Origin of the sequence: Paraflavitalea pollutisoli, from assembly GCF_029360705.1 — a bacterium.
GTDB classification, from domain to species: domain Bacteria; phylum Bacteroidota; class Bacteroidia; order Chitinophagales; family Chitinophagaceae; genus Paraflavitalea; species Paraflavitalea pollutisoli.
In genome coordinates, this window is sequence record NZ_JARKMX010000001.1 from 742,299 (window position 1) to 767,641 (window position 25,343).

The 25,343-nt window shown below is 49.5% G+C and carries 22 protein-coding genes; 12 read left to right on the top strand and 10 right to left on the bottom strand.

Annotation, left to right across the window (positions count from 1 at the left end; all coding sequences use genetic code 11):
• Positions 1-4 precede the first annotated feature (4 nt).
• The 7 genes from P2W70_RS03090 (at position 5) to P2W70_RS03120 (ending at position 7,545) form a co-directional block, all read left to right on the top strand.
• Entirely contained in the window at positions 5-304 is a 300-nt protein-coding gene (locus tag P2W70_RS03090) for a winged helix-turn-helix domain-containing protein (protein WP_276479958.1), read from the top strand.
• 58 nt (positions 305-362) lie between these two features.
• Positions 363-2,870, top strand: a complete 2,508-nt coding sequence (locus tag P2W70_RS03095) for an XrtN system VIT domain-containing protein (RefSeq protein ID WP_276479959.1) — start codon at positions 363-365, stop codon at positions 2,868-2,870.
• On the top strand, positions 2,867-4,297 hold the full coding sequence (gene xrtN, locus P2W70_RS03100) for an exosortase N (protein ID WP_276479960.1): 1,431 nt from the start codon (positions 2,867-2,869) through the stop codon (positions 4,295-4,297). Before P2W70_RS03095 ends, xrtN begins: the two co-directional genes overlap by 4 nt.
• 82 nt (positions 4,298-4,379) lie before the next feature.
• Positions 4,380-5,960, top strand: a complete 1,581-nt coding sequence (locus P2W70_RS03105) for a DUF4153 domain-containing protein (protein ID WP_276479961.1) — start codon at positions 4,380-4,382, stop codon at positions 5,958-5,960.
• Positions 5,961-5,986: 26 nt separating this feature from the next.
• Entirely contained in the window at positions 5,987-6,460 is a 474-nt protein-coding gene (locus P2W70_RS03110; RefSeq protein WP_276479962.1) for a hypothetical protein, read from the top strand.
• Positions 6,457-6,828, top strand: a complete 372-nt coding sequence (locus P2W70_RS03115; RefSeq protein ID WP_276479963.1) for a diacylglycerol kinase — start codon at positions 6,457-6,459, stop codon at positions 6,826-6,828. The genes P2W70_RS03110 and P2W70_RS03115 overlap by 4 nt, the downstream gene beginning before the upstream one ends.
• A 30-nt stretch (positions 6,829-6,858) precedes the next feature.
• Positions 6,859-7,545, top strand: coding sequence for a DUF1361 domain-containing protein (locus P2W70_RS03120; protein WP_276479964.1), 687 nt, complete (start codon positions 6,859-6,861; stop codon positions 7,543-7,545).
• A 199-nt stretch (positions 7,546-7,744) separates the two neighbouring features.
• On the opposite strand, the gene P2W70_RS03125 is transcribed toward P2W70_RS03120, so the two are convergent.
• The gene (locus P2W70_RS03125) at positions 7,745-11,281 is read right to left on the bottom strand and encodes a hypothetical protein (protein WP_276479965.1); all 3,537 of its coding nucleotides are present in this window, start codon (positions 11,279-11,281) and stop codon (positions 7,745-7,747) included.
• A gap of 83 nt (positions 11,282-11,364) precedes the next feature.
• Here P2W70_RS03125 and P2W70_RS03130 point away from each other — a divergent pair, with 83 nt between their 5' ends.
• Positions 11,365-12,006 (top strand): MBL fold metallo-hydrolase, encoded by a 642-nt coding sequence (locus P2W70_RS03130; protein ID WP_276479966.1) that lies wholly within the window; start codon positions 11,365-11,367, stop codon positions 12,004-12,006.
• Between the two features lie 733 nt (positions 12,007-12,739).
• Here the strand turns inward: P2W70_RS03130 and P2W70_RS03135 are convergent.
• Positions 12,740-14,281, bottom strand: coding sequence for a lipopolysaccharide biosynthesis protein (locus tag P2W70_RS03135; RefSeq protein ID WP_276479967.1), 1,542 nt, complete (start codon positions 14,279-14,281; stop codon positions 12,740-12,742).
• Between the two features lie 184 nt (positions 14,282-14,465).
• On the opposite strand from P2W70_RS03135, the gene P2W70_RS03140 reads away from it, so the two are divergent.
• Complete coding sequence (locus tag P2W70_RS03140) at positions 14,466-15,119, top strand: hypothetical protein (RefSeq protein ID WP_276479968.1); 654 nt, start codon at positions 14,466-14,468, stop codon at positions 15,117-15,119.
• 251 nt (positions 15,120-15,370) lie between these two features.
• Here the strand turns inward: P2W70_RS03140 and P2W70_RS03145 are convergent, their stop codons facing one another.
• Together P2W70_RS03145 and P2W70_RS03150 are read right to left on the bottom strand one after the other, a co-directional pair.
• Positions 15,371-15,970, bottom strand: a complete 600-nt coding sequence (locus tag P2W70_RS03145) for a MarR family winged helix-turn-helix transcriptional regulator (protein ID WP_276479969.1) — start codon at positions 15,968-15,970, stop codon at positions 15,371-15,373.
• Between the two features lie 37 nt (positions 15,971-16,007).
• Positions 16,008-16,595, bottom strand: a complete 588-nt coding sequence (locus P2W70_RS03150; RefSeq protein WP_276479970.1) for a protoglobin domain-containing protein — start codon at positions 16,593-16,595, stop codon at positions 16,008-16,010.
• Positions 16,596-16,815: 220 nt separating this feature from the next.
• Between P2W70_RS03150 and P2W70_RS03155 the strand changes: the two genes are divergently transcribed.
• Positions 16,816-18,045, top strand: coding sequence for a PQQ-dependent sugar dehydrogenase (locus P2W70_RS03155; RefSeq protein ID WP_276479971.1), 1,230 nt, complete (start codon positions 16,816-16,818; stop codon positions 18,043-18,045).
• A gap of 55 nt (positions 18,046-18,100) precedes the next feature.
• Here the strand turns inward: P2W70_RS03155 and P2W70_RS03160 are convergent, their stop codons facing one another.
• From P2W70_RS03160 to P2W70_RS03170, 3 genes are all read right to left on the bottom strand, one after another.
• Positions 18,101-18,832, bottom strand: coding sequence for a ribonuclease III family protein (locus P2W70_RS03160; protein ID WP_276479972.1), 732 nt, complete (start codon positions 18,830-18,832; stop codon positions 18,101-18,103).
• Between the two features lie 122 nt (positions 18,833-18,954).
• Positions 18,955-20,202, bottom strand: coding sequence for a beta-ketoacyl-ACP synthase II (gene fabF, locus P2W70_RS03165; protein WP_276479973.1), 1,248 nt, complete (start codon positions 20,200-20,202; stop codon positions 18,955-18,957).
• A 103-nt stretch (positions 20,203-20,305) separates the two neighbouring features.
• Complete coding sequence (locus tag P2W70_RS03170; protein WP_081146706.1) at positions 20,306-20,542, bottom strand: acyl carrier protein; 237 nt, start codon at positions 20,540-20,542, stop codon at positions 20,306-20,308.
• A gap of 343 nt (positions 20,543-20,885) precedes the next feature.
• Here P2W70_RS03170 and P2W70_RS03175 point away from each other — a divergent pair, with 343 nt between their 5' ends.
• Positions 20,886-21,314 carry a GNAT family N-acetyltransferase gene (locus P2W70_RS03175; protein ID WP_276479974.1) on the top strand — a complete coding sequence of 143 codons (429 nt, stop codon included), beginning with the start codon at positions 20,886-20,888 and terminating at the stop codon, positions 21,312-21,314.
• Between the two features lie 13 nt (positions 21,315-21,327).
• Here the strand turns inward: P2W70_RS03175 and rsmA are convergent, their stop codons facing one another.
• Complete coding sequence (gene rsmA / locus P2W70_RS03180; RefSeq protein WP_276479975.1) at positions 21,328-22,083, bottom strand: 16S rRNA (adenine(1518)-N(6)/adenine(1519)-N(6))-dimethyltransferase RsmA; 756 nt, start codon at positions 22,081-22,083, stop codon at positions 21,328-21,330.
• 116 nt (positions 22,084-22,199) lie between these two features.
• Between rsmA and pdxA the strand changes: the two genes are divergently transcribed.
• A complete protein-coding gene (pdxA, locus tag P2W70_RS03185) occupies positions 22,200-23,300 on the top strand; it encodes a 4-hydroxythreonine-4-phosphate dehydrogenase PdxA (protein ID WP_276479976.1) in 1,101 nt (366 codons plus the stop codon).
• Positions 23,301-23,450: 150 nt separating this feature from the next.
• Here the strand turns inward: pdxA and P2W70_RS03190 are convergent, their stop codons facing one another.
• Both P2W70_RS03190 and P2W70_RS03195 read right to left on the bottom strand, forming a co-directional pair.
• The gene (locus tag P2W70_RS03190) at positions 23,451-24,158 is read right to left on the bottom strand and encodes a LolA family protein (RefSeq protein WP_276479977.1); all 708 of its coding nucleotides are present in this window, start codon (positions 24,156-24,158) and stop codon (positions 23,451-23,453) included.
• Between the two features lie 144 nt (positions 24,159-24,302).
• A complete protein-coding gene (locus P2W70_RS03195; protein WP_276479978.1) occupies positions 24,303-25,232 on the bottom strand; it encodes a hydroxypyruvate isomerase family protein in 930 nt (309 codons plus the stop codon).
• Between the last annotated feature and the right edge of the window lie 111 nt (positions 25,233-25,343).

Below are 25,343 nucleotides of genomic sequence, written 5' to 3' on the forward strand. Positions count from 1 at the left end.
ATGTATGAAGAACCCGATTGGAAATCTGAATAAAATATTCGACAGCCGCATACGCCTCGGGGTCATGAGTATTCTCATGGTCAATGAGGAAGTGAGCTTCAATGACCTCAAAACGATGATGGAGGTGACCGATGGCAACCTGGCGTCGCACCTGGTCAACCTGGAGGAGAATGGATTCATTAAAGTGCACAAGGGGTTCATTGGCCGCAAGACCAATACAACGTATTCTATTACAAAGGCTGGAGAGAAGGCCTTCAAGGAGCATATCGAGGCATTGGAGAACATGATCAAGGGGGTACGGTAAGGTCTATTTTTTTTGCCCCTACACTTTGAAACGCAAAGTGCTTTCCAAACCATAAACTATGAGTGAATTCATTACAAGGCTTAAAACACCCTATTATTTGACCGGGGTAGTCATGATACTTCTTTCAACGGGATTTTTCTGCCTTCCGTTGCTGACCCGTATGTCTTCCGGGAATGCCGATAAAGTCTTTATCGCCAATTTTGTCCTGGCTGTTATCTATTTTTTTGTGATGCTTGCCGCCCGCCGGGAAGAAGTAGGTATTGACAAAATGATGCCCCTCCTTCTTTTCGCGGTTATCTGCCTTATCAGCTGTTATGCGCTCAACCGGGAAATGAACGTCTTTTGTGAGTCGACCGCCTGGTTCTCTGCACTGCTGGTAATCGTATCCATCAATCTGGTATTGCTGTTCTTTTTTCATCTATTTCCCTATTGGTTGCAGCAGGTAAGTATGCTCCTGCTTGGCCTTGGTACCGCCGTTTACCTGTATTTGGCTTGCTACCTGTTGCCACATTATCCGGAGGCCGTGGTCGTATTCTGGGCCCTGGGTTTTTCGCTGCACATCTTTGTACCACTGGTATTGTTCCTGATCGTACTCAAATTCATGCGTTATCACATTCGCCAAAACAAGCGGCTGGTTGTTGGATTTCTATCAGGAGTGGGCATCGCGCTGACGGTATGTATAGTATTTGTGATCCAATGGAGCGTATCTGTGTCGGCCATCAATAAGGCCTATCGAATGGCTGGTGCTTCCGATGGAAGCGGTCTGCCACCAGCTATTGAAGTGGCCCGGCAAGTGCCCAATAATTACTACTCGGAAAAGGTATTCAAAGCCGGCATGCTGTATGACCTGCCCAGTGTTTCTCCCGGCAATTTTTTCTCATTCAGGTGGACTGGTTTCAATCAAATGGAAAAACAACATGACCCGCTCGTCATGATCGCTGCACTCTTCCGGCCTGCACCAGCCCTTACCCGGGAAGAAAGCATTCAAATACTGGAAGCGAATTACGACGCGCGCCATATTACCCAGGAACGTTTTTGGAGCGGAGAAAACCTGGTTACAGACCATATTAATACAATCGTGCGAATATGGCCACAGTTTGGTCTTTCTTATACGGAAAAGAGCTTGTTGGTACGCAATAAAAGCCTGGGTGACGGATGGCGTAATAACGACGAAGAAGCATTGTACACCTTTCACTTGCCCGAAGGGGCCGTTGTTACGGCGCTCTCGCTTTGGATAGAAGGGAAGGAAGAAAAAGGTATCCTGACCTCCAAAGGGAAAGCCGATACGGCCTATCGTACCATTGTTGGCCGCGAAAGACGCGATCCGTCTCTTTTACACTGGCAGGAAGGTAATACCGTTACCGTTCGGGTATTCCCCGTACCTGTTGGTCAGAGCCGCCAGTTCAAATTGGGCATCACAGCCCCACTGCTCCGCCAGCAAGGCAAGCTGATCTATGAAAACGTCTGGTTCGACGGCCCCGGCTTCCAGCATGCTACCGAAGATGCAGAACTGCAGTTTGCTCATCCACCCCATCACCTCGATGCTGCCGTGTTTAGCAGCTATACCGAAAAATCATGGAAACGGTCTGGTGCCTATGATCCCAACTGGCAGATATCGCTCGGTGAACAACCGCTGTCCTTGTCTCCCTTCTGTTTTGAGGGTAGTTCCTATACGGTGCATCCCTACACACCGCAAAGACAGGCTTTCAATCCCAAACAGGTTTACCTCGATATCAACAGCTCCTGGACCCGCCCCGAGTTTGAAACAGTGATCGACCTTCTGAAGGACAAAGAAGTACTGGTGTATCTGTCCGGTATGGTGCGTGTTACACCCGGCAACCGGGGTATGATTTTCGAGCAGTTGCAGCAGCAACAATTCAGTATGTTCCCGCTGTTCGAGATCAGCCATCCCGCGCAGAGCCTGCTCATCAGCAAAAGTGACGCAGTGTCCCCCAACCTAAAGGACCTGGGAGATAGTCGTTTCGCTGAACAGCTAAAAGCCTACCTGCCGGATAAGGAGCGGATTGCCTTGTTCAATATCGGCTCCCAGCTATCACCTTACCTAAAATCGTTAAAGGAATACAGGGTTTTTAATTACGAATTTGGCAACCTCCAACAATTGAAATCCCTGATGCAACAAAGGCATTTTGTTCAATGCATTGAAAACAGCGAACAGGTGGTGATCGATGATGCAGGATTGCTGATCAGTAAAAGACCCTGTGCTGAACCTTCGAAAGCACCTGACCACCTGATGCGTCTTTTTGCCTACAATCACATTATGCAACAAGTTGGTAGTGGATTGCTCGTAGACCGGCCGGTGGAAGATTCGCTTATCAGCGAGGCGCGCACGGCCTATGTGGTTAGCCCGGTATCCAGTCTGGTGGTGCTGGAAACGAAAAAAGATTATGAGCGGTTCGGTATCGAAGGCGCTGACAACAGCCTTCAAAATGCATCCATGCACTCCAACGGTGCTGTACCGGAGCCACACGAGTGGGCGCTTATCATTATCGGTGTGCTGGCTATACTGGTCATCAAATATAAACCTTCTATAAGCAGGCAGGCATGATCACGATCTGGATAAATAACCTGGTACAGAAAACCAACGCGATGGTGCCTGATGGGCGGCAACCTGTTCCTGAGCTGACCACCGCAAATACAGGTGCCTGGAAAAGCCTGCCACTGGTGATTGGTGTATTTACCTATGCTGCCATGATGTATTTCGTGCTTCACCAGCATATCATGTGGACCCTGATGAATACCTGGCTGGGGCTGTTATCGCTGCCATTTGTAACCATCATCCGCTACGGCGACACTGGTCATAGACGATATGGTTACTGGGCTATCCTACTGGCCTTGGTCTGTTGTCTGTTGCCGGTAAATACCCTGTTCTTTGAAGCCACTGTGTTAGCAATATTTTTCGTGATAGAAACCTTTGTGGGGAAAACGAATTCGTTGCCGTTCATCATTACCGCTATGATGTCACCCCTGTTTCAGTTCGTATCCAGTGTTTTCACTTTTCCTATAAGATTGAAGCTGACCGCCTGGACAGCAGCAGGTATGCAAAAGATGGGAAGCAACGTGACCGTACAAGGGAATATGCTGATCGAGGGTGGCAAAGAATTTACGGTAGACCCTGCCTGTATGGGGCTCAATATGATGGTTACCTCCTTGGTATTACTGGTATTGCTCATTGCTATTTATCAGCAAAAGCTGCACAGAAGACTGGCCTGGTGGCAAACGGGCATACTGCTTATGCTGGTTTTCATCTTCAATCTGGTGGCTAATGTATTGCGGATCGTGATGCTGGTGAATTTCAGCATTTTGCCTGATAACATCATGCACGAAATAATGGGGTTGTTGTGTTGGACGGCATATGTACTGGTGCCTGCTGTGTTCATCACAAAGTGGATGATCAGGCGCGCTGGCCGCAGCAATCAGACGATAATGGCTACGGCAGCTACCACGCGCTGGCCACTTTCCTGGTTGATACAGGCAATCCTGCTTATACTGATGGCAGTAGCGGTGCGTCAACTGGTGCAACGTAATGAATCAGGGGCCATCGACGTAGTGTCAAAGCCGGTACCAGGTTATAAACAGCAAAAAATAGGGACTGATGTTGTTAAACTAGAAAATGACCAGTCGCTGGTATACATCAAGCCAATTCCCGGTTTCTACAGTGCTGACCATAATCCGATGATCTGTTGGCGAGGAAGTGGTTATCAATTGAAGCAAACGGAAGAGGCGGTGATAGGAACGCAAACCGTGTACCGGGCATCTTTACAAAAGGAGCGGGATAGATTATATACAGCCTGGTGGTACGACGACGGCCTTTTGCGTACGATTAGTCAATGGGATTGGCGCACGGATGCACTCCTCCATAGAAAACGATTCAGTCTGGTGAATATAACTGCTGCCAGCAAAAAGCAGCTGGAACAGGAAATTATGGCTGTCCTCGCGGACAATCGATTCTGCCAACTTATAAGAAGTCAATAGCAATCCCGGCAACTTAATAAATAACCTCCCGCAGCCAACGCTGGGGGCGGATCAACCAACTATTGTCCACCAATCAACCGTTATGAACAAAAAGATCTCACAAAGCCTGCTTGTTATCGCAGGCGGCATCCTGTTCAGCCTCGTATTCTGGCAGGAAAAACTCGGCGTCAATACCGTATTTTTTGATGCTTTCATCCTCACAGCCATTTTCTACTTATACGCCCAGGCCCGGCAAAGCGCTGTGGTGAGGTGGCTACTCGTTGGCCATCTCATCTGCCTGGCCATGATCGTTATTCACAACACCTTGTTGAGCAAGATCGCCTTTGCGACCACGCTATTGCTCATCGTAGGGTTTGCAGAGTACATGCACCGGTCGGCCTGGTTTGCCGGCGGTTCGGTACTGTTGAATTTTATCTTCTGCTTTGCCTCCTTCGGCGACCAGCTCAGGAGTGTCAAAACCCGTGGCCCCAAAACGAAACGCTTTTCGACCATCCTTCGATTTGCCATCTTCCCGCTCTTGCTGCTGACGGTGTTTTTCATCATCTACTCTTCTTCCAACAGCGTGTTTCAGGCCATGACCCAGCGCATCGACCTGTACATCGGTCGCTTGCTGAACGCACTATTCGGCACTGTCTCCATCGAGTGGTTCCTCTTCCTGGTACTGGGCATTTTTGTGACTGGAGCCCTTTTATTGCGCAGCCGGCTCGATTATTTCGTGAACCGGGAAAAGAAAAGTCAGGATACCTTACAGCGTACCCGGATGAGCTGGAAGAAAAGAAACCAGACACCTTTTTATGCGCTGGTAGAAACCGTCATGGGACGTTTTGCCAAAGGTATGCTGGCACTCAAAAATGAGAACACCACCGGCGTCATCAGCCTGCTGCTGCTGAATGTATTGTTGCTGGTGATCAATGCCATCGATATCAGTTTGCTCTGGTTCAATTTCGATTATATGGGCGATGTCTTCCTGACGAAGATGGTACACGATGGTACCGAGTTGTTGATCGTATCCATTGTACTGGCGATGCTCGTATTGCTCTTCTTCTTCAAAGGCAATCTTAATTTTTACCGCAACAATAAGTGGCTGCGCTATGGCGCCTATGCCTGGATCGTGCAAAACAGCATTCTCGTGCTATCGGTATTGCTGCGCGACTATTATTATATCGCCCGCTATGGCCTGGCCTATAAAAGGATTGGTGTACTGTTCTTTTTGCTGATGGTGCTCATCGGATTGTCAACCGTCTTTATCAAGATCTGGAAACAACGTACCACCTATTTCCTCTTCCGTGTCAATGCCTGGGCTGGTATCATATTACTCGTGCTTGCCTCTACCATTCATTGGGATGAATTGATCGCCGGATACAATCTCCAACACAAAGACAAAGTGCCCCTGGATGCGGAATTCCTGCTGAGCTTGTCGGATAAGACACTGCCTTTGCTGCAGGGGAATGTGAGTGCCTTTCAACAAAGGCAAGCGGCCATTGATGGTTCTTCACGAGGTTCGGAGAGCGATTCCTGGAGTAGTGGTAACCGGGATGCCTGCGATACCTGTTATGAAGCCAGGATCCGGATGCGTACCAGTCATTACCTGGAGCAGCAAAAGAAGCTGACCTGGCTATCCTGGAACTATGCCGATGCCTATACCCTCCAACACCTGCAATAACAATCCTTACACTAAAATGAACTTATATGGACTCATCACAAACAAGTGTCGGGGTTTGGTGCGAAACGGTTCTGCTGACTGCATTCCTGGTAGGACTGGTCACTTTATACCAACTTCATTGGGACGTGGCGATCGCTTTGGGTGTGGCATTTGCATCGCTGGTTGGAGGTTTTTTCCTGGGCTTGCCTTTCCTGCTGCTGACCCTCATGTTCGTTAGTTTTATACGACGGCTGCCTTTTAGCGCCATAGGCAGGTTGCTATGGGTATTCGTGATAGAATCGATCGTTGTGGCGTTGTACTTTGCTTTGTTCGAATACGTGACGGACGATCATTTTGGTCTGCAAAGCCATCTGGCCCGGGTCTACACGGCAGCAACCATCGCAGCCTTCCTCGTTTCGCTATGGCTCAACCGAAAAGGTTTCGAAAACAAAGAGACCGACACCGCGGCCAGCACGGATGCCCCGATTGTCGCATCGTCACCCACCAACTCTGCATCATGAAACATCAATCGTTTTCCATACGCGCACGTATCAAAAGTTTTCGTTTCGCCGGGCAGGGTATCAGCGCCTTCCTGCGCAGTGAGCACAACGCCTGGATTCATGCGGTGGCTGCCATCGGTGTGGTCATACTAGCAGTGGTTACTGGCCTCTCCAAACACGAATGGCTGGCCCTGGTATTGGTCATCGCCCTCGTATGGATCACTGAAATGATCAATACCTGTATCGAGCGTATGATGGATTATATGACCACCGAGCGCAAGCCGGAAGTCAAATTCATCAAAGACGTAGCTGCCGGAGCTGTGTTGGTAGCCGCCATCGCGGCACTGATGACCGGTTGCCTCCTTTTCATTCCCAAACTGTGGCCTTAACCGGGCCACGCCCACTTAAAAATTAATTGTATGAAAAGTATATTGAAACCTATCTGGCATTACCGCCAATTCCTGTTACGTAGTGAGGTCGACAAGATCCTCAGCCTGTCTATGCTGTGCAGCGTGGGCATGGTCGCTACCCGTATTCTTTATTCGGGCGAAAGGGATTTTCTCTTCATGATCTGGAATCTCTTCCTGGCATATATTCCCTATGGTATTACCACTTTCCTCACCCATAATTCTTACTGGGCGGCCTACAAGCGCAGGTTCCTGCCAACGTTGGCAGTATGGATATTATTTGTACCCAATACCTTCTATATCCTGACCGATCTTTTTCACCTGGGTGGTCATGATGGCGCGCCACTCTGGTTCGATATGGCGCTAATCCTGTCCTTCGCCTGGAATGGCTTGCTGCTCGGTGTATTGTCAGTTCGCCAGATGGAAAAGATCGTAGAGACCTGGTTACCGGGCAAAACGCAATGGTGTTTTCTGTATCCCGTCATGTTGCTCAATGGTCTGGGTGTATACATCGGCCGTTACCTGCGCTTCAATAGCTGGGATGTGCTGACCAATCCCTTTGCCTTGGTCATCGATATCGTCAACCTGGTCATTCATCCACTGCAATACCTCGAAGCCTGGGCCATGGTCATTTGTTTTACCATACTCATGTACATCGCCTATACCACGCTTAAAAAGATCAGTCGGACGATCTGGTAATCATACGCCCGTTATACCCTTCCAAATATGACGGTTGGTTTAAGTTGGACAACGGCGTCGTATTCTTACGACGCCTCTTTTTCTCTTTCAGCAGCAATGATATCCGCTATCCATCCATAGTTAATGCTTATCAGGCAACCTCAAAAAAAGAACGGGGCTCCACCAGGAGCCCCGTTCACTATTGTAAAATAGATTGTGCTTAGAAATCTACACCCATGGCGAAGTGCAGGATCGGCTTGCCGCGGAAGATGCCGTTCATTTCCCAGCCTGCATCCAGGCGGAGGAAATAGCCCAGCAAGGTGCTGCGTACACCGAAACCATAACCGCCGGCCAAAGGACCAATACCGCCTGCCTTCAGACGAACAACTGCTGTAGGATCGGGGATGGGGCCATTGGGATCGGAAGGAACATAGATCTGTTGCGGACGCTCGAATTTATTGAGGCCACCACTAAACAGGTCGCCATCCCAGGCATTGCCGAGATCGATGAACTGTATCACCTGGAAATTACGGATGAACGCATTGTTGATGGGGCGGTTGATCAACGTAGAAAATACCGGGAAACGGAACTCACTATTAAATACAAGGGAATTGTTACCATTGGTCAGGTTCTGGCGGAAGCCACGCATATTGACCGCGAGTGACTGATACGAATAATCCTGGCTGGGATCAACCGTAGGGAACTGGTTGTATTTGGGGAACATCCAGCCGTCAACACCTCCGAGGTAATAAACGATCTTTTCATTGCCCCAGGAGAAGTCTGCAGCTAAACGGCCGGCCCAGATGAAGTTGCGGTAGATGGGTACGTACATACGACCATCAAAGCCAAGGTTGAACATCATACGGCCAGGTTTCACCTGCGCATGGGTAGGCTTGTTGAGCAAGGCGTTGACATCCATATAGGCCTTGTAACGCAAACCATTCCAGATATTCATGGCTTTCTCGATCACGTTGTCGTGCACGTATTCGAGGCGGTTGACAGCCCAGGTCTGCTTGTTGACATCCGTCTGCTTGAGGGAGAATGTATCAACACCACGTACGGTAACCCGATCGAGCCTTACACCGGTCGATAGACGCAGACTGCGCACCTTATCGAACGGATACTTGATCACAGCCTGGTACAGGTTGCTGTACGACTTACCCTCGTAGCCAGTGACTACGTTGCCATTCTCGAAGCCTACCGCACCGATCTCCGTTTTGCGGTAGTATACCAGCGAGTAGTCCATCCGTTTTTTCAGGTAATCTACCCGGGCAAACCATTCGCCGCCACCATCAAACAGGGAGGAACTGGCAGGGATGAAGAGGTTGGTACCACCAGTGCCAACACCCACGATGGAAGAACTGCCGCCACCACCAATCAGTGGAAGACGGATAGCGCCCGTGAAGCGAATGTCTTCAAACAGATCGAATACAGATGCTTTCAGCATACCGTTGAAAGCGCCACCGCTCTGCAATTGAACAGGCAGCGACCCTGTATACGGCTGGTATTTGGTGATCAATACGTCGTTATTGAAACCTCCCGTGAAATTATCCATAGAGAATTTCAAGCGGTAGGGAAACAGCTTGGCTTTTTGCAATACCGACACCTTTTCGGGTTCCACCTCCTGGAAGGGGTCTACCACTGTGGCGGGTTTATTGGCGCTTACTGAGTCCGGTTTCTCCGTTTCGAAGCCGGTTTCGAAGGCGTCGTTCTTTTTACGTGCCGGCTGGTTGGTATCGCCGGGGATAATGGTTTGCATATCCTGGCCACCCGCGAGTTTGGCACTCGTGATTGTCTTGCGACGGTATTCGGTCGGCTTGGGGTTCACATTGCGGCGTTGCAGGGCTGCCTGGTCTACCTTAAGGCGATACACCAATTTCAGATCGCCTTCCTGGCGCACTTCACTTACCTGTCCATTGTCGCCTGCTGCCTTGGTCTCTACCAGTCCACTTTGATAGTTGGTGATGGGGAATACATAGGCCGAGTCTTTCGTTACGGAAAACGCAAACACAGAATCGGGCGCGGGCTTACCCCAAACCTTGAGGGTCGAGTCCAGCTCCCCATCGCTGGGGTTGCGGAGGATTTCGTCGCCTACGATGTATACGCTGTCGAGACCTGCCCGGCGGGTCGTGAAGAAACCCGCAAAGCGGTTGGCGATACCTGTTTCATCACTGATGAAGGTGAAGTGCGACGTATTGTATTGCACCGGGAACCGGGCGTTGCCGTACTTCATTTTACTCAGCTGAGTGATCTGCCGGAAATCGCTTTTGTTGTAGGTATCGGTCAGGAAAATATTGAATTTGGTAGTCGCAACGCCGGTATCCTTACCTATGGTGGTAGCGTCCGGACGGTTAGAGGAGAAGATGATCCCTGTTTTGTTGGGGAATGCCACGAAGGAGGCGTCGAGATCGGCATAGCCGTCGTTCGTTACCTGCTCATAGGTGTCTTCTTCTATTTTGTAAATGAAGATATCGGGCTGGCCTTTGCGCACCGCACTCATGAGAATGGTGTTGGAGTTGAGCATGAAGCTGGCGCTTTGGATCTGCTCAAAATGGGTGATCTCCATTTTGATGGGCTTGTAGCGCTTCACGACGTCATACACAAACAGTTTTACCTTACCGGCTTCCCAGTAGATACAGCCGAGGCGGGTGCCTTTGCCATCCCAGAAAAGCAGGGGGTAGGCAGGATTCACCTGGTTGTCGACGGAGCGGATGCCATTTTTCAGCAATACGCGGCGCTCTACAAAATTCTCGTACAACACGACCTGGTTTTGTCCCTTTACATATTCCACCACGGCATAGGTCATGCTACGCGGGGCTGGGTTGGGGGTAAAGCGGATGAAGTCGCGGTTGGGTTTCACGTCTTCTGTCAGGATCACATTGCCCTTGGGGGCATTACGACGGCCGGTGATGTCTTTGTAATATTTTTCTGGTACCTGCTCCATGAAGTCGCGCAGTACATCTTTGAACTTCTTTTTGGTGATGCGCTGTGAGGCGCTGTTGAGGTTACGGTATACGCGGGCGAGGTACAGGAAATAGGTAACATTTTCCTTTTTGTACTTGTCGGCGATATAGTACCAGAAGGCGTGGCCGGCCAGCAGGGGCTTTTCGAAAGCGAACTGGTAAAAATTCTTATAGGTGCCGGCCAGCATGGCCGATTTCAGTTGCTCGTCGAGGGTGGTGCTCCAGTCTTCGGCCACATAATCTACGTAGCCGTCTACCAGCCATTTGGGCAGATCGAGCAAGGCCTGGTTGGCGGCAAATTCGCCGAGGTCGTCACCAAAGAGGATATTATCGACCAGGATGCGGGCAATACCCTGACGGATCTGCCGGCGCAGGTCGGAATGATCGCCGTTGAAGTACACGATCATTTTATTGTTGACCAGCTTGGTGATGCCGCCCGTGGTCTGCCAGTCGAGGTTGAGGCCGATATTCGACTGTTCGAGCTCATTAAAATTGTTGTAGATAACGATATTGGCGCGGCGTTGGAGGCCGTATTCCACGAATTGTTCGATGGCAGGGAGTTCTTCTTCGGCTATCTGCAGTACATAGTTCGCGATCGTCTGCCCGTTTTCGTAAAAATAGGTATTGAAATTAGTGGACTGATAATACTGCCATTTGAATTTGCGATACTGGACCCGGTTCTTGCCAAACTCTACCGTGTTCACCTGTGCACGCACATCCATTTGCAAAAGCAGTACGGAAACTAACAAACCAAGTAATACTTTTGTGGATGCCTTATTCTGTTGAAATTGCATAGCCTGTCATTAATGTTTTAAAGTTAAAACAAACCCTGTTACCGGGTGAAAAAAAATCAATTGGCTAAAATACGATACCCTTTATGTTGACAATAGAAAAGTTCACTTTCAGTCCTATTCAGGAAAATACCTATATCGTGTATAACGAACAGGGAGATTGCTGTATCATCGATCCGGGTTGCTATTTCGGTAACGAACGAATAGCGCTGAAAGAATACATCGAAGATCACCATCTCAAACCGGTATACCTGTTAAATACCCATTGCCACCTTGACCACGTGTTTGGAAATAAGTTTGTCCACGATACCTGGGGATTAACCTTACACCTGCACGAAATGGAAAAGGTGGTTTTGGATTATGCCCCTACGTCGGGCTTGAAATGGGGGTTGCCTTTTGATCCTTACAAGGGCGACCTGATCTACTTACGTGAGGGCGATACAATTCGGTTGGGTAACGATACCCTGAATATCCTGTTTACGCCCGGCCATTCTCCCGGCTCCATCAGTTTCTATTGCCCTGCCCAGCATTTTATCCTGAGTGGGGATGTGCTTTTCCAGGGCAGTATTGGTCGTACCGACCTGCCCGGGGGCGATTTCGAGGTGCTGGCCCAGAGCATCCGCACCCAACTGTACACCCTGCCCAATGAAACCGTGGTATACAGCGGCCATGGCGATGAAACCACCATCGGCGCCGAGAAATTACACAATCCATTTGTAAAGGCTTGATTAATATTTGATTATGGTGAGTTTGCAGTAACCCGCGACGACTGTCGGAGCATTCCGCATTTTCTTTTCTACCACCAGGTGCGCACCGTGGTGTTAGCGGCCGTGCTCGGTAGTCGGCGGCCGCGGCTGAGGGGGAGCCCATCTCACCCTCAGGTCGCAGAAGTCGTTGGATCGGGCCACCCCGGATTTTATTTATAGCTAAAAGCGGCATTAACAACCTGTAAAAGGCACAAATGCCCTTTTTGAGGGTTTAATCAGGTTTTTAGCAAAATTTCTTTCCATCCATTGTGATAATTTCGTATATTTATGTGTAAGCTTTTACGGATCAGTAGCTTACAAACGGCCCGGTGATGGTCTGCGGTATGCCTGCATATTGCCTACACACCGGGAAAACATTGCCTCCTGTCATAGTGCAGCCAGGCAATGCGTAGGCAATCCGTAGGCATAATGCAGGCAATATGGGGGCCTTATGCCAGTAGTGCATGGTTACTGGTCTGTATATGCTGGCGTATACCCAGGCGATAGGCCGGGAACTCCTACTGAACTGGTACTGCTACATAGGGAATCTACACCAGTGGGATACCAGTAGCATAGGAGTAGTACGGAAGTCAACCTAAGGTAGGGATATCGTAGCGCGTTAATAGGTGTGCTATAGTCCATCCTGTCGGTCAGCAAGAAATTTGTCGGGAGCGGCGCCTCGCTGCGGGTCTACAAAAAGTACCCTCTATGACAACTAAAAGTATTTGCCGATAAAAGGCAGTTTTTGCATTTCCTTCTTCTCCACTTTTACGATCAGCAAGGTGAACAAGCCAATCAGCAGGAGAGAACTGCCATAATAGATCAGGAATGAACCGCCTGTAAGCGCTGGCAGGTGTTTGGGTTTTTGAACACGGGTCAGGAATGGTGAGATGGCATATTCATGAATGATGTAAAGCAGGCTGACGATCACCATATACGTGATCAGTTTCTTTTTGGCATACGGGATTGGATAGTATTTCTGTCCTTGTGCGTAGCTGATGGCCATCATAAAGGCATAGCAGATAAAAGTGGCCCAGGCGGCACCTGTATAATGCCACTGCGGAATAAAAATGATATTGAGTATAATGGTGATCACGGCACCGGCGATGGTCACATAAGCGCCCATCATATTGCGGTTGGTGAGTTTGTACCAGATGCTGAGGTTATAATAGATGCCCAGGAAGATGCTGGCCATGGTAATGATCGGTACAATGTGTACACCTTCTGCATATTCAGGATGCTTGGTCGCAATCAATTTCACCCAGAAGTCCAGGAAAAGCGACACGATCAGGAACATAAAGCAACAGGCGATCACGAACAGTTTCATGACCCGTGCATACATTTTCTGCACCCCTTCATTGCGCGATTGGTTGAAGAAAAAAGGCTCGGCCGCCATCCGGAAAATCTGGATAAAGATGGTCACCAGTACGGCCAGCTTATAGTTGGCCCCGAAAATACCCAGCTCTGCTTCGGCATCGGCCCGGGGATCGGTCAACACCTTGCGGTAGATCACCCGGCTGAGCATTTCATTGATCTGCCCGCCAAAACCAACGATGATCAGGGGATACGAATAATGGATCACATCTTTCCAGAGCTTGCCATCGAATTCGAATTTGAAGGAAGCAAACTCTTTGTACAATAGCAGCAGGGACACGGCGCTGGCGACGACATTGGCGATGATGAAATAGCCGATACCAATTTCGGGGTTGTACAGCAAAGCAAAGAAGGAGTTCTCTCCGGCATCATGGGCTGGCTTGGCCACATAATAGAAGAACAGGATGATCGCAATATTAAGCAGTATCGAAAAGACGTTGATGAACGCGTATTTCCGGGGTCTTTCTTCCAGCCGCAGCTTGGCCATCGGTATGGTGTACAGGGTATCGAAGAAGACGATCCAGATCATCCAGGTCACGAACTGCGGGTATTTTTCCATTTCAATGAACCGGGTAAGCGGCCCTTTGAATGCGAACAGCAGCAGTGTCATCGCCAGGGTGGTTATCCAGATGGAAATGTTAAGGGTATTAAATAATTTCTTTTTATCGGTGGTCTGCGCGAAACGAAAGAAGCTCGTTTCAAGTCCATAAGTAAAGAGGACGGTCAAAAAAGGGATGACCGCATAGATCTGTGTGAAAGGGTAGGAGCCATTCGGGTCAAACAACTGGAAGCCCAGCAGGCTGACGCCAAAGTTCAAGAACCGGCTGACGATGCGGGGTACGCCGTACCAGAGTGTTTGACCTGCTAATTTCTTAATGCTCAACTACAAGGATTTTGAATGCCAAAATTAAGGGTTCAAGTCGCAAAGTGATCGTTAATCCTTATCCTGGTGCAGGTTTTGGCCCCCGGCTGTAATTTTTAGGCACACTTTGCGACTAAAAGATAGTATAACGCCGGGTTTATACGTTTATGTTATAGTGTCTATTCTTATATCAAATTAAACTACAATGAAGAGAACTTTACCCTTGTTGCTCGTACTGGCTATTACAGTATGCGGCGCCCGTGTAGAGGCCCAGGTGGCGGCTACAGAAGCGAAAGTAGAACATACAAAAGGTCAGAAGATCGCTGCGGTGATTGAACTGCCTTACCCGGTAGAAGAAGTGGAGGAGGCCATCGCCAGCCATTTTTCCAAAAAAGGTGGCAAAGGCGATAAGGTAAAAGGATACCAGATCTACCGTAATATGAAGGTGAGCGATGAAGAAGTGGAGCTCAACGACCTGCACTTTAAAGTGGAACGCAAAAGCCGCAAGGAGAGTAATATAACTCTGGTATACCTGCTGGTAGGCCGTCCCAGCGAGAATGTAGGAGCCCGTTCGGAGGTAGACCGCCACAAGATCAATGAGGCAAAGGCATTTCTCAACCAACTGACGCCTTCGGTAGAATCGCATCACCTCGATGTACAGATCAAGGCCCAGGAAGAAGTAATGTCGAAATCGGTGAAGAAAAACCTCCAGCTGATCGATGACCAAAAACAACTCGAAGAAAAGATCAAAGCCCTGCAGCTGAAGCTCGATGCCAACAAAGTGGAGCAGCAGAAGCAATCTGAAGAGCTGACGAAGCAACAGGAAGTGCTGGATGCCATGAAGTCGCGGAAGATCTAGGCGAACATGTTTCCTTGTTGAAGAAGTGTACGTCTAATCTCCCGATAGCAATAGTTTGAGCGTTCCTACGACTTAATAAGTATCATATATACCGGGTGGTGATGCCGTGAGGCGTTATCACCCTTTTTACTTTACTACCCTTTACGATCCTGGCCAGATTTGCCCGTTTTCTTTGGTGAACATCCACATTTGTCTTCATGCCTGTATTCTCCCTCCGTTGCCTATATGCCTGGTTGCCTCATTGCCTGCCCTCATCCCACAAACTCCGGGCATTCCAGCCGCAGATCGAAGGCCAGCAAGGGTTGTTGTACCAGGTTGCAGTAATGATCCTGGCGGTGATCGCCACTATAGTGGCGGCAATTGAGGCACATGCGCTGGGTAGTGATGACGCCCGCCTGGTTGAGGCGATGTATCAGTTCAAACAAGGTATGGGTAAGTATCTCTTTCTGCTCCAGGGGCAAAAGGCCCACCGTCGTTTCGAACGGGCGGGTAATGCCGGCAGTGGCGATGGCCAGGGTTTCTCCCGGGGGCGTCAACGACAGTATGAAACTGCGGGTGTCGCGCTCATCGGTGATCTTTTGTACCAGCCCTTTTTGTTCAAGGGCTTTGATGCTGTCGGAGACGGTCGCTTTGGTCACGTTGAATTCGCGCGACATGAACGCACCGCGGCGGTGCGCCGGATCGGGATGGTAATGGATATAATGCAGCAACTGAAGTTGCGTAGCGCTGAGCCCGTGGTGCTGGGCGCTGGACTGGTACAATACACGAAATACTTCTCCCAGTTTCCCGAGCGAAGCAATGATCTTACTGTCCAGGTTGACTAACTGCTGTGCAGGATCGAATGATGACATAGTCGATAGTGTATATCGGGTAGCTCAACGCGTGCCGCTAGAATTCTCCGGCACGAACATAAGGATACGTCATCAACACGGCCGTCAGCACGACTACTTTGAACCAGGCCTGGTGCATCCGTTCTACTTCTTCCGGACTATGCCCTTTATTGGCCAGCAGTGGCTTGATGGTGGCGGTAATAGGATATATGAATGCGGTGATATAGCGATAGTGGACGATGGGGGAAGCTTCTACTTCATCTGTCTTGTTCTTCTTGATCCGGTGATGCCGAAGGCCTATCTCGTATTGATAATTCAACCAGTCCTGGTCAATTGGGCGGTAACAAACATCCTTGACCCATTGAATAAATCGCTTCCTGACAGCTGTAAGATATTCCAGATTTGCCAGATTATTCCTACTAAAATATTGTAACAGGTGTGGGTGGCTGCCCACCAACTCGTACCAGATATCGATCACCTGCTCGGCTTGCTCTGCCAGGATCTCTCCCGCCATCCGTAAATACTTTTCATCGTCCGGGGTATATAATACAGTGGCTTTCAACAATTCGAGCTCCTGTAAGGAGATGGGGGAAGTGCCTGCCTGTCCATAGGTATAACCTGCGATCGGTTCCTGCAGCTTGTTCATGATGTCTTTTTTGAGTGAGATCGGAGAGGATTCCTGACCATAACCATTGCCGGGCAATTGCTTGCCGGCTACAATGATCGGATCATTTCACGATACATACGAGAACCACATTATCAAGGGATTAGAAAAACGAGAAAATAATTTAGAAATACCCATAAAATTGATGCTGGCTTCAGAATTGCAGCGGCCACCCCATTGATACACCAGCTAAATCGTAAATATGAATGCAATCATGTCTGCCTGGATCGAATGGCTGTTCCCATCTGTCAAGCAGCCCGCCCTTATTCCCGTCTTTAACCGCAAAAGATTGTTGTGGGTGCTGCCAGCCCTGATGCTGGTCGCCTGCGGATCGAATGAGACACCCAAACCGGCTGAAACACCCGCACAGCAGGATTCACTGGCGGCCAAATTCCAGCTCGATAAGATCAAGTTACCGCCTGGCTTCAGCATATCGGTGTATGCTGCCGTGCCCAATGCCCGCAGCCTGGCCTGGGGCGCCAATGGTACTTTGTTTGTCGGCAACAAAGATGAAAGCAATGTGTATGCGGTGGTGGATACCGACAAGAATGGCAAAGCAGATTCGGTGTATACGATTGCCAAAGGACTCACCATGCCCAATGGTGTGGCCTTTCGCAATGGCAGTCTGTACATTGCCGAGATGAGCCGGATCATCCGGTTGGATAGTATCGAAAGCCGCCTGGCCAGTCCGCCCGCACCAGTGGTGGTATATGATAAATACCCCGACAAAGCTCATCACGGCTGGAAGTTCATTGCTTTTGGTCCCGATGATAAACTGTATGTACCGGTAGGCGCGCCCTGTAATGTATGTGAAGAAAAGGACCCGGTATTTGCCACCATCACCCGGCTCAATCCCGATGGTACGGGTATGGAGATCTTTGCGAAGGGTGTCCGTAATTCGGTGGGGTTTGCCTGGCACCCCGATACCAAAGAGCTTTGGTTTACGGAGAACGGGCGCGACAATATGGGAGAGGATATTCCTGAAGATGAGCTGAATTATGCGCCTAAGAAGGATATGCACTTTGGGTTTCCGTATTGCCACCAGGGTACAGACCTCGATCCGGAATTTGGCAAGGGAAAGAACTGTGCCGACTACACAGCGCCCGTTCAGAAACTGGGGCCACATGTAGCAGCCCTGGGTATGCGCTTTTACACCGGATCTATGTTCCCGGCGGAGTACAGGAACAAGATCTTCATAGCGCAGCATGGCAGCTGGAACCGGAAGATTGCTTCAGGCTATCGTGTGATGACCGTGAGCCTGGACGGCAATAAAGCGGCGAAGTTTGAAGAGTTTGCTACGGGCTGGCTGCCTGGTACCGACGATAAAGAAGCGTTTGGTCGTCCGGTAGATGTGATCGTGGCAGCAGATGGTGCTTTGCTCATCAGCGACGATAAGCAGGGCGCCGTATACCGCGTCAGCTACAATAAATAGTTATCAAGGATATGAATGAAAAGGAGAGGGATGGTTCGGACCGGAAAAGGACGGGCTATTCTTCTTCTACTTCCGTTTTGTTGAGGCCGAGTTTGTCGATGGCGATGGCGGCAGCGATCTGACTGGCGTCTTTCTTATTGTAGGCCTTGCCTTCTGCCAGCAGGGCGCCGTCTACCACTGCTCCGATGGTGAAGAGGCGGCGGCCACCTTCGATGCGCTCGTCGAGGGTTTCGAACTCGAGGTTTTTGCCGTTCTTGTTGGCCCAGCCATACAGTTTGTTCTTGTGATTGATCTCGAGGGCTTCAAGGTCTTCCATGTACAGGTGGGGAATGATGATGCATTCCAGCACCCATTTCTTGGTCTTTACAAATCCTTTATCGAGATAGATGGCTCCTACTACGGCTTCGAGGGTGTTGCCGAAGATCTGGCTCATCTTGAGTGAATTGTCGAACTTGTTGTAGAAGGTGATCTTTTTCAAGCCCATCTTGATGGCGATCTCGTTGAGCTTGTTGCGATTTACCATTTTACTACGCATTTCCGTGAGGAAACCTTCTTCTTTGTAAGGGTATTTCTTAAAAAGGAAGTCGGCTACGATGCCACTGAGGATGGCATCACCGAGGTATTCGAGTCGCTCGTTGTTTTCGTCTGCCGTGTCGCGTACCGAGCGATGCGTAAGGGCGGCCTGGTACAAAGCAGACTTGCCCGGCGTAAAACCCAGTACATTACGGAGATTTTTTTTGAAAGCAAGATTGCTTTCCTTGCCTATAAATCGGTCCAGGATTCCCACAATAGTTAAGCTACATTTTTTTCATTAAGCCAAAAATTCAATACCGGGATAGGGCCTATGGTTTGGTACTAAGATACCAAACAACGAACAAGGTTAGTGAAAAATTATGCAGCTAGCTGTTATTAGTACTTCTTTACGATGACACAGGCGTTGTGACCGCCGAAGCCAAACGTGTTACTGAGGGCAGCCCGCACAATTCTTTTCTGGGGTTTTTCAAAGGTAAAATTAAGGCGTGGATCCAGCTCTGGATCGTCTGTGAAGTGGTTGATCGTAGGAGGAACTATATCATGTTGAACAGCCATGATACAGGCAATGGCTTCTACCACACCGGCGGCCCCGAGGCAGTGACCGGTCATGGATTTGGTGGAGCTGATGTTTACATTGTAGGCATGTTCTCCAAAAACGTCGACGATGGCTTTCACTTCGGCTACGTCACCGAGCGGGGTGGAGGTGCCGTGTGTGTTGATATAATCGATGTCTTCGGGCTTCATTCCGGCATCGTCCAGGGCGCTGAGCATGACATTTTTGGCGCCGAGTCCTTCCGGGTGAGGGGCTGTAACGTGATGCGCATCGGCTGTAGCACCGGCACCGGCGATCTCGCAATAGATCTTGGCGCCGCGGGCCAGGGCATGCTCCAGTTCTTCCAGCATGATACCACCTGCTGCTTCTCCCATGATAAAGCCGTCGCGGTCCTTGTCGTAAGGGCGGCTGGCAGTTTTGGGATCGTCGTTGCGCTCGCTCATCGCTTTCATGGCGTTGAAACCACCTACACCCGCTTCGCTGATCACAGCTTCCGAACCACCGGCGAGGATGATATCGGCTTTACCGAGGCGAATGAGGTTGAAGGCTTCCATGATAGCATTGGTAGAAGACGCACAGGCACTCACCACCGCAAAGTTGGGTCCGCGGAAACCGTGCCGCATAGAGATATGACCGGCTGCGATGTCGAGGATCATCTTGGGGATGAAGAAAGGATTGAAACGGGGTGTTCCATCTCCTTTGGCAAAGTTGATCACTTCTTCCTGGAAAGTAATAAGGCCGCCGATACCACTGGCATACACCACGCCGATACGATCGGGATTCATGGTCTCTTTGTTGATGCCGGAGTCGGCTACGGCCTGATCGCTGGAGGCGATGGCGATCTGTGTAAAGCGGTCAAGCTTCCGGGCTTCCTTCTTATCGAGGTATTGTAAAGGATCAAAGCCCTTTAACTCACACGCGAAACGCGTTTTGAATTTCGATGCATCAAATAAAGTAATAAAATCTGCACCGGAAACGCCATTGAGGAGGCCGTTCCAATATGCTTCTAAGCTATTTCCAATGGGAGTTAAAGCACCAATACCAGTTACAACAACGCGTTTTAATTGCATAGGATTCTTGTCCGGAAGTTTTTTAAGTAACAAATCCGCCTTCGGGCGTTACATAGCTATCGAAGGGCGGATTTAATTTATTACACCTGAACGATCGTTCAGATTACTTTGCATGCTCTTCTAAATAAGCAACAGCTTGACCTACAGTAGTGATGGTCTCAGCTTGCTCATCAGGAATTGAAATGTTGAATTCTTTTTCAAATTCCATGATCAGTTCTACGGTGTCCAAAGAGTCGGCACCCAAATCATTGGTGAAAGAAGCCTCATTGGTAACTTCTGCTTCTTCTACACCTAGTTTGTCAACTATGATCTTTTTTACTCTGGTTGCAATGTCTGACATTTTTGTAAAGTTTAGTTACGGCTGCAAAAATATAGATTTTGGCATAATGACAATAGATCGCTGGTTTTTAATTATGGCGCAGATATTTTTTAGTTTCAATGTTTTGTAGTACTATCCGCCCCCGTATTCCGTCAAAATCAATGCCCGGGGGCATCACCGGCGATGGGTTGGCAGCTGTCCTTATTTATATATGGTCGCTGGGGAAGCCGGAACTGGCCGTCAATAATGGCATTTGTGGAAGATTGACCGGCCTGTTATTGGTTTAAATTGTAATATATGGGCCAGCTGGTAAAGGGTAAATCCTTATATTGCAGATGTCGACACACCTCTCAAAATTGGTTGCATGGCACTCAAAATCATTGACCACGGTACCAAAGAATACCAGCAAATGGTGCAGTTGCGGACTGATATTCTCCGCAAACCACTCGGCCTTCATTTCTCTCCCGAAGAATTGGAAAAAGAAAAACTGGAAATACTGATAGGGGCATTCGAAGAAGAGAAAATGCTGGGATGTTGTATGCTGATCACCCTCGATCCGGCTACCGTACGGCTGCGGCAAATGGCCGTGCTGAACAATGTGCAGGGGAAAGGCATTGGCCGGGCGCTCATGCAGTTTGCCGAAAACATTGCCCGCGACCGTGGTTTCCGGAAAATCACCATGCATGCCCGGCAGTCGGCCGTCGGTTTTTATGAAAAACTGGGCTATGCCGTTAGTGGTGAGGAGTTTGAAGAAGTTTCCATTCCCCACTTTATTATGGAGAAATCGTTGTAGGGTAGGCTACCCACTATGACCCCATTCTAAAGCTCAGCGCCGCGAAATCCTGCACCGACAATTGTTCGGCTCTCTTATTAAAGATATCTTCCTGTAATACTTCAGCCGAAAACATTGATTTTACCCCATTCCGTAACGTCTTGCGACGTTGCTGGAAAGCTGTTTTGACCAGCGCAAAAAATGCTTTCTGGCTTTTCATCGGTACCGGCTCGGCCAGGGGCACCATCCGGATCACCGCACTTTTTACTTTGGGAGGCGGGTTAAAAGCCTCTTCGCTCACCTCAAACAGGTACTCCACACTGAAAAAAGCCTGCATCAATACGCTAGTCACACCATATACCTTCGATCCTTCTTTTGACGCTACCCGCTGGGCCACCTCTTTCTGAAACATACCGGTCATCGATTCCAGCTGATCTTTCCAGTCCAGCATTTTGAACAGGATCTGGGAGGAGATGTTGTAGGGGAAATTCCCCACGACGGTAAATGGTCCTTCAAAAGGAGCGTCGATGTCGAGTATGCTTTGGTGAATGATCTTTCCATCCAGTACCGGGTAGGTTTTCTTGAGCCAGGTCACTTTTTCATCATCCAGTTCCACGCACTGCAAGTCGACACCCGGCAGGTCGATCAGGTATTTGGTCAGGGCTCCTCCACCTGGTCCTACTTCCAGCAACTGTTTGAACGGATGTTTCTGCAGTTCTTCCACAATGCGGCGGCTGATGTTCTCATCTTTCAAAAAGTGCTGACCCAGTGATTTTTTGAGCGTGTACATAGGGCAAAGGTACGGCGGCGGACCGAGTAATGTGGCCGGCTGGCAAAAGCTGGCCCGCTAAAGCAAGTGCTAAAGGCGTAATTATTCGTACTTTAGCCATCCAGAATCTTGAAAATATGAATGCACCGCAACAAAAACCGATTATTGGGATCACTGTTGGTGACCTTAACGGCATTGGTACCGAGCTGATCATCAAAACCTTTTCCGACCATCGCATCCTTGAAATTTGCACCCCCGTCATTTTCGCTTCCAATAAAGTGATCAACTTTTACCGTAAAGGGTTGGCTGATCTCAATTTCAACTACCAGAGTCTGAAAGACCTGACACGCATTACGCCCAAGCAGGTCAATATCGTCAATTGCTGGGAAGAAGAGGTGGGCATTACGCCCGGGCAGTTGTCTGAAACGGGTGGGAAATATGCGATCAAGTCGCTTACCATGGCGGTTCAGGCCCTGAAGGAAGGTAAGATCCAGGGGCTGGTAACTGCTCCCATTCACAAAAAGAACACCCAGTCGGCCGAATTTGATTTCACCGGGCATACCCCTTACCTGAAAAGCTTTTACAACGTACAGGATGTACTGATGCTGATGGTGGCCGAGAACTTCCGGGTAGGGTTGGTGACCGAACATGTACCCCTGCGCGAAGCTGCCCAGCATATCACCCGCGAAAGGATCCTGTCCAAACTCTATATTCTCAACCAATCGCTGATCAAAGACTTTGGCATCGAAAAACCCAAGATCGCGGTACTGGGCCTCAACCCCCATGCCGGCGACGAAGGGCTGATCGGCAGTGAGGAAAACGATATCATTAAACCAGCCATCAAGGACGCCAAACACAAGATGCTGGTGACAGGACCATTCAGCGCCGATGCGTTCTTTGCCCGCCACCATTATACGAAGTTCGACGCCGTACTGGCCATGTACCACGACCAGGGGCTGATCCCTTTCAAATCACTGGCGCTGGGCGATGGCGTTAATTATACGGCGGGTCTGCCGGGTATCCGCACCTCTCCCGATCATGGTACCGCGTTCGATATTGCCGGTAAGAACAAAGCCGACCACAGCTCGTTTATGGCAGCCATCTTCGAGTGTATCGATATCATCAACCGCCGTGCGGGTTATATTGAATACCGCCGTAATCCGCTGAAGAAGATGACCTCGGTGATCCTTGCGAATGCGGTGGATGAGGCGATCGAAATGGAAGAAACTGACGAATAATTTTCATTCGTTGTTGTATACAACAAGAGCCCGTATCGGATACTGATACGGGCTCTTTTGTTATTCAGTTACGGCGTGCAGGCCGGTAAGGCAACCTGCACAGGGCATGGATGCCTTGCAGGATAGACCGGTCAATGCGGACCGCCTATGTTATTGCTTGAACTGGCTGTCGGCTACGCCTTTGTTGACGGTGTAGCTGGCATAGGTGATGATCAATTGTCCTTTCTGCTCTTTGTCAGACGCGGCGGGGGCGGCTGGTTTTTCGCCGGTATCATAGTCGAAGGCAAGGCCTTTGGGCAATTTGTATTCGCGGGTGCTGAAGCTGAATACCACTTTATCGGGAAGCCCCCAATTGATGTACTGGCCATAGGTCATTTCCATTTCGTAGGTACCATTGCTGCGGGTGGTCATGACAGCCTTGCGGGTCACCGATTGTTTTTCATCGATGTACAGGGTGGCTACCACGATATCACTGTTCTCGTCGAGGGGCAGTAGTTTGACGATGCTAACGGCCACCCCACCAGCGGTGCCTTTACCGGCCGGTACGGCGGTGTAATTGCTGGAGGCAAAGAGGCCGCCCAGGTTCACATTGCCGCCGCCCTTGGGAACGATGGCGATGCCGTCTTCTTTTTTAATGCGAAACTTATCGGGATTCTTGTAATAGATCACCACTTTCGACTCGGGGATCTTCATAAACGATACATCTACTTTCATGGTGCCACTGGCCTGGTAGTCTTTTACGGTGGCCAGTTTGTCTTTTACCTTTTTTACGAGGGCGTCAGCTTCCTGGGCCTGGCCGGCGACAGCCATACAGGCACAAGTGGCTACAAGGAGGAGCGGCCGGAGTATTTTTTTCATCGAGGGTGTACTTTGAAGCAAGGCATGAAGCCGTTGCCGGAGCAAAGTTAAGGGATGCGCCTCCTTGCTGCCGCTCTTTGAAAGACTTTAACGAAACAGCAAAGAAATGCATCCCTTATGGTTTGTGCAGCCGGTTGGCCGGATCTACAGGAAGCTGTCGGATTCGCGATAAGCCTTGATCAGGGCTACTTCACCTTCCTTACCGGGCTTGGCATTACCGTGTTCCATGCCCAGGATGCCTTTCCAGCCTTTGGCATGTATATGTTTAAAGATGTTCTTATAGTTCATTTCACCGGTCGTTGGTTCTTTGCGGCCGGGGTTATCACCAATCTGGAGGTAACCGATCTCGTCCCACGACTTATTGAGGTTATTGATAATGTCTCCTTCATTCCGTTGCATGTGGTACATATCGAACAGGAACTTACAGCTGGGGCTGCCTACCGACTGGCAGATCATATAGGTTTGATCGGAGTGGCGGAGAAACAAGTCGGGATTGTCGCTGAGGGCTTCCAGTACCATAACCAGGCCATGTGGCTCGAGGATGGCGCTGCCTTTACGGAGAGCATTGATCACATTGGCGGTCTGGTATTCGAAGGAAAGACTTCTTTCGTAGTTACCGGGTACTACGGTCATCCATTTGGCGCCGCAACGTTTGGCTACTTCCACCGCTTCTTTGCAGTCTTTGATCATGCGGTCGATGTGTTCCTGCTTGCCGGTGGTGAGGGATGTTTTCCAGTGCCAGTTGTCGGAAGTGATCACAAACACTCCCATACGCATACCCAATGAGGCCAGGGTTTCGCCGATCTTTTTTTGTTGCTCCACCGGACGGCTCATCATGCCATTGTCTTCGATGGAGCGGAAACCCATGCTGTGGGCAAATTTGATCTGGTCGATGATGTCATTACCGGCGTGGTTTCTGAACATACCATCGTGAAAGGCATAGTCAAGGTTGAATGTTTTTTCAGCAGTCGTTAGGGTATCCGCCTGTTCGTTCGACTTACCCAAAGCTACCGTCGAGGTTGCGATGGAGGCGCCGGCGAACAAGGAATTACGCATAAATTGTCTACGTTTCATGTTCTGAGTGTTTGGTTAAATGTATGACCTATTGGCTGTAGCGGAGAATTTATTTTTAATGCAAACGTTTTCACATTGCGCTCCTGTAAGAGGACAGGGGTGTACGGTATT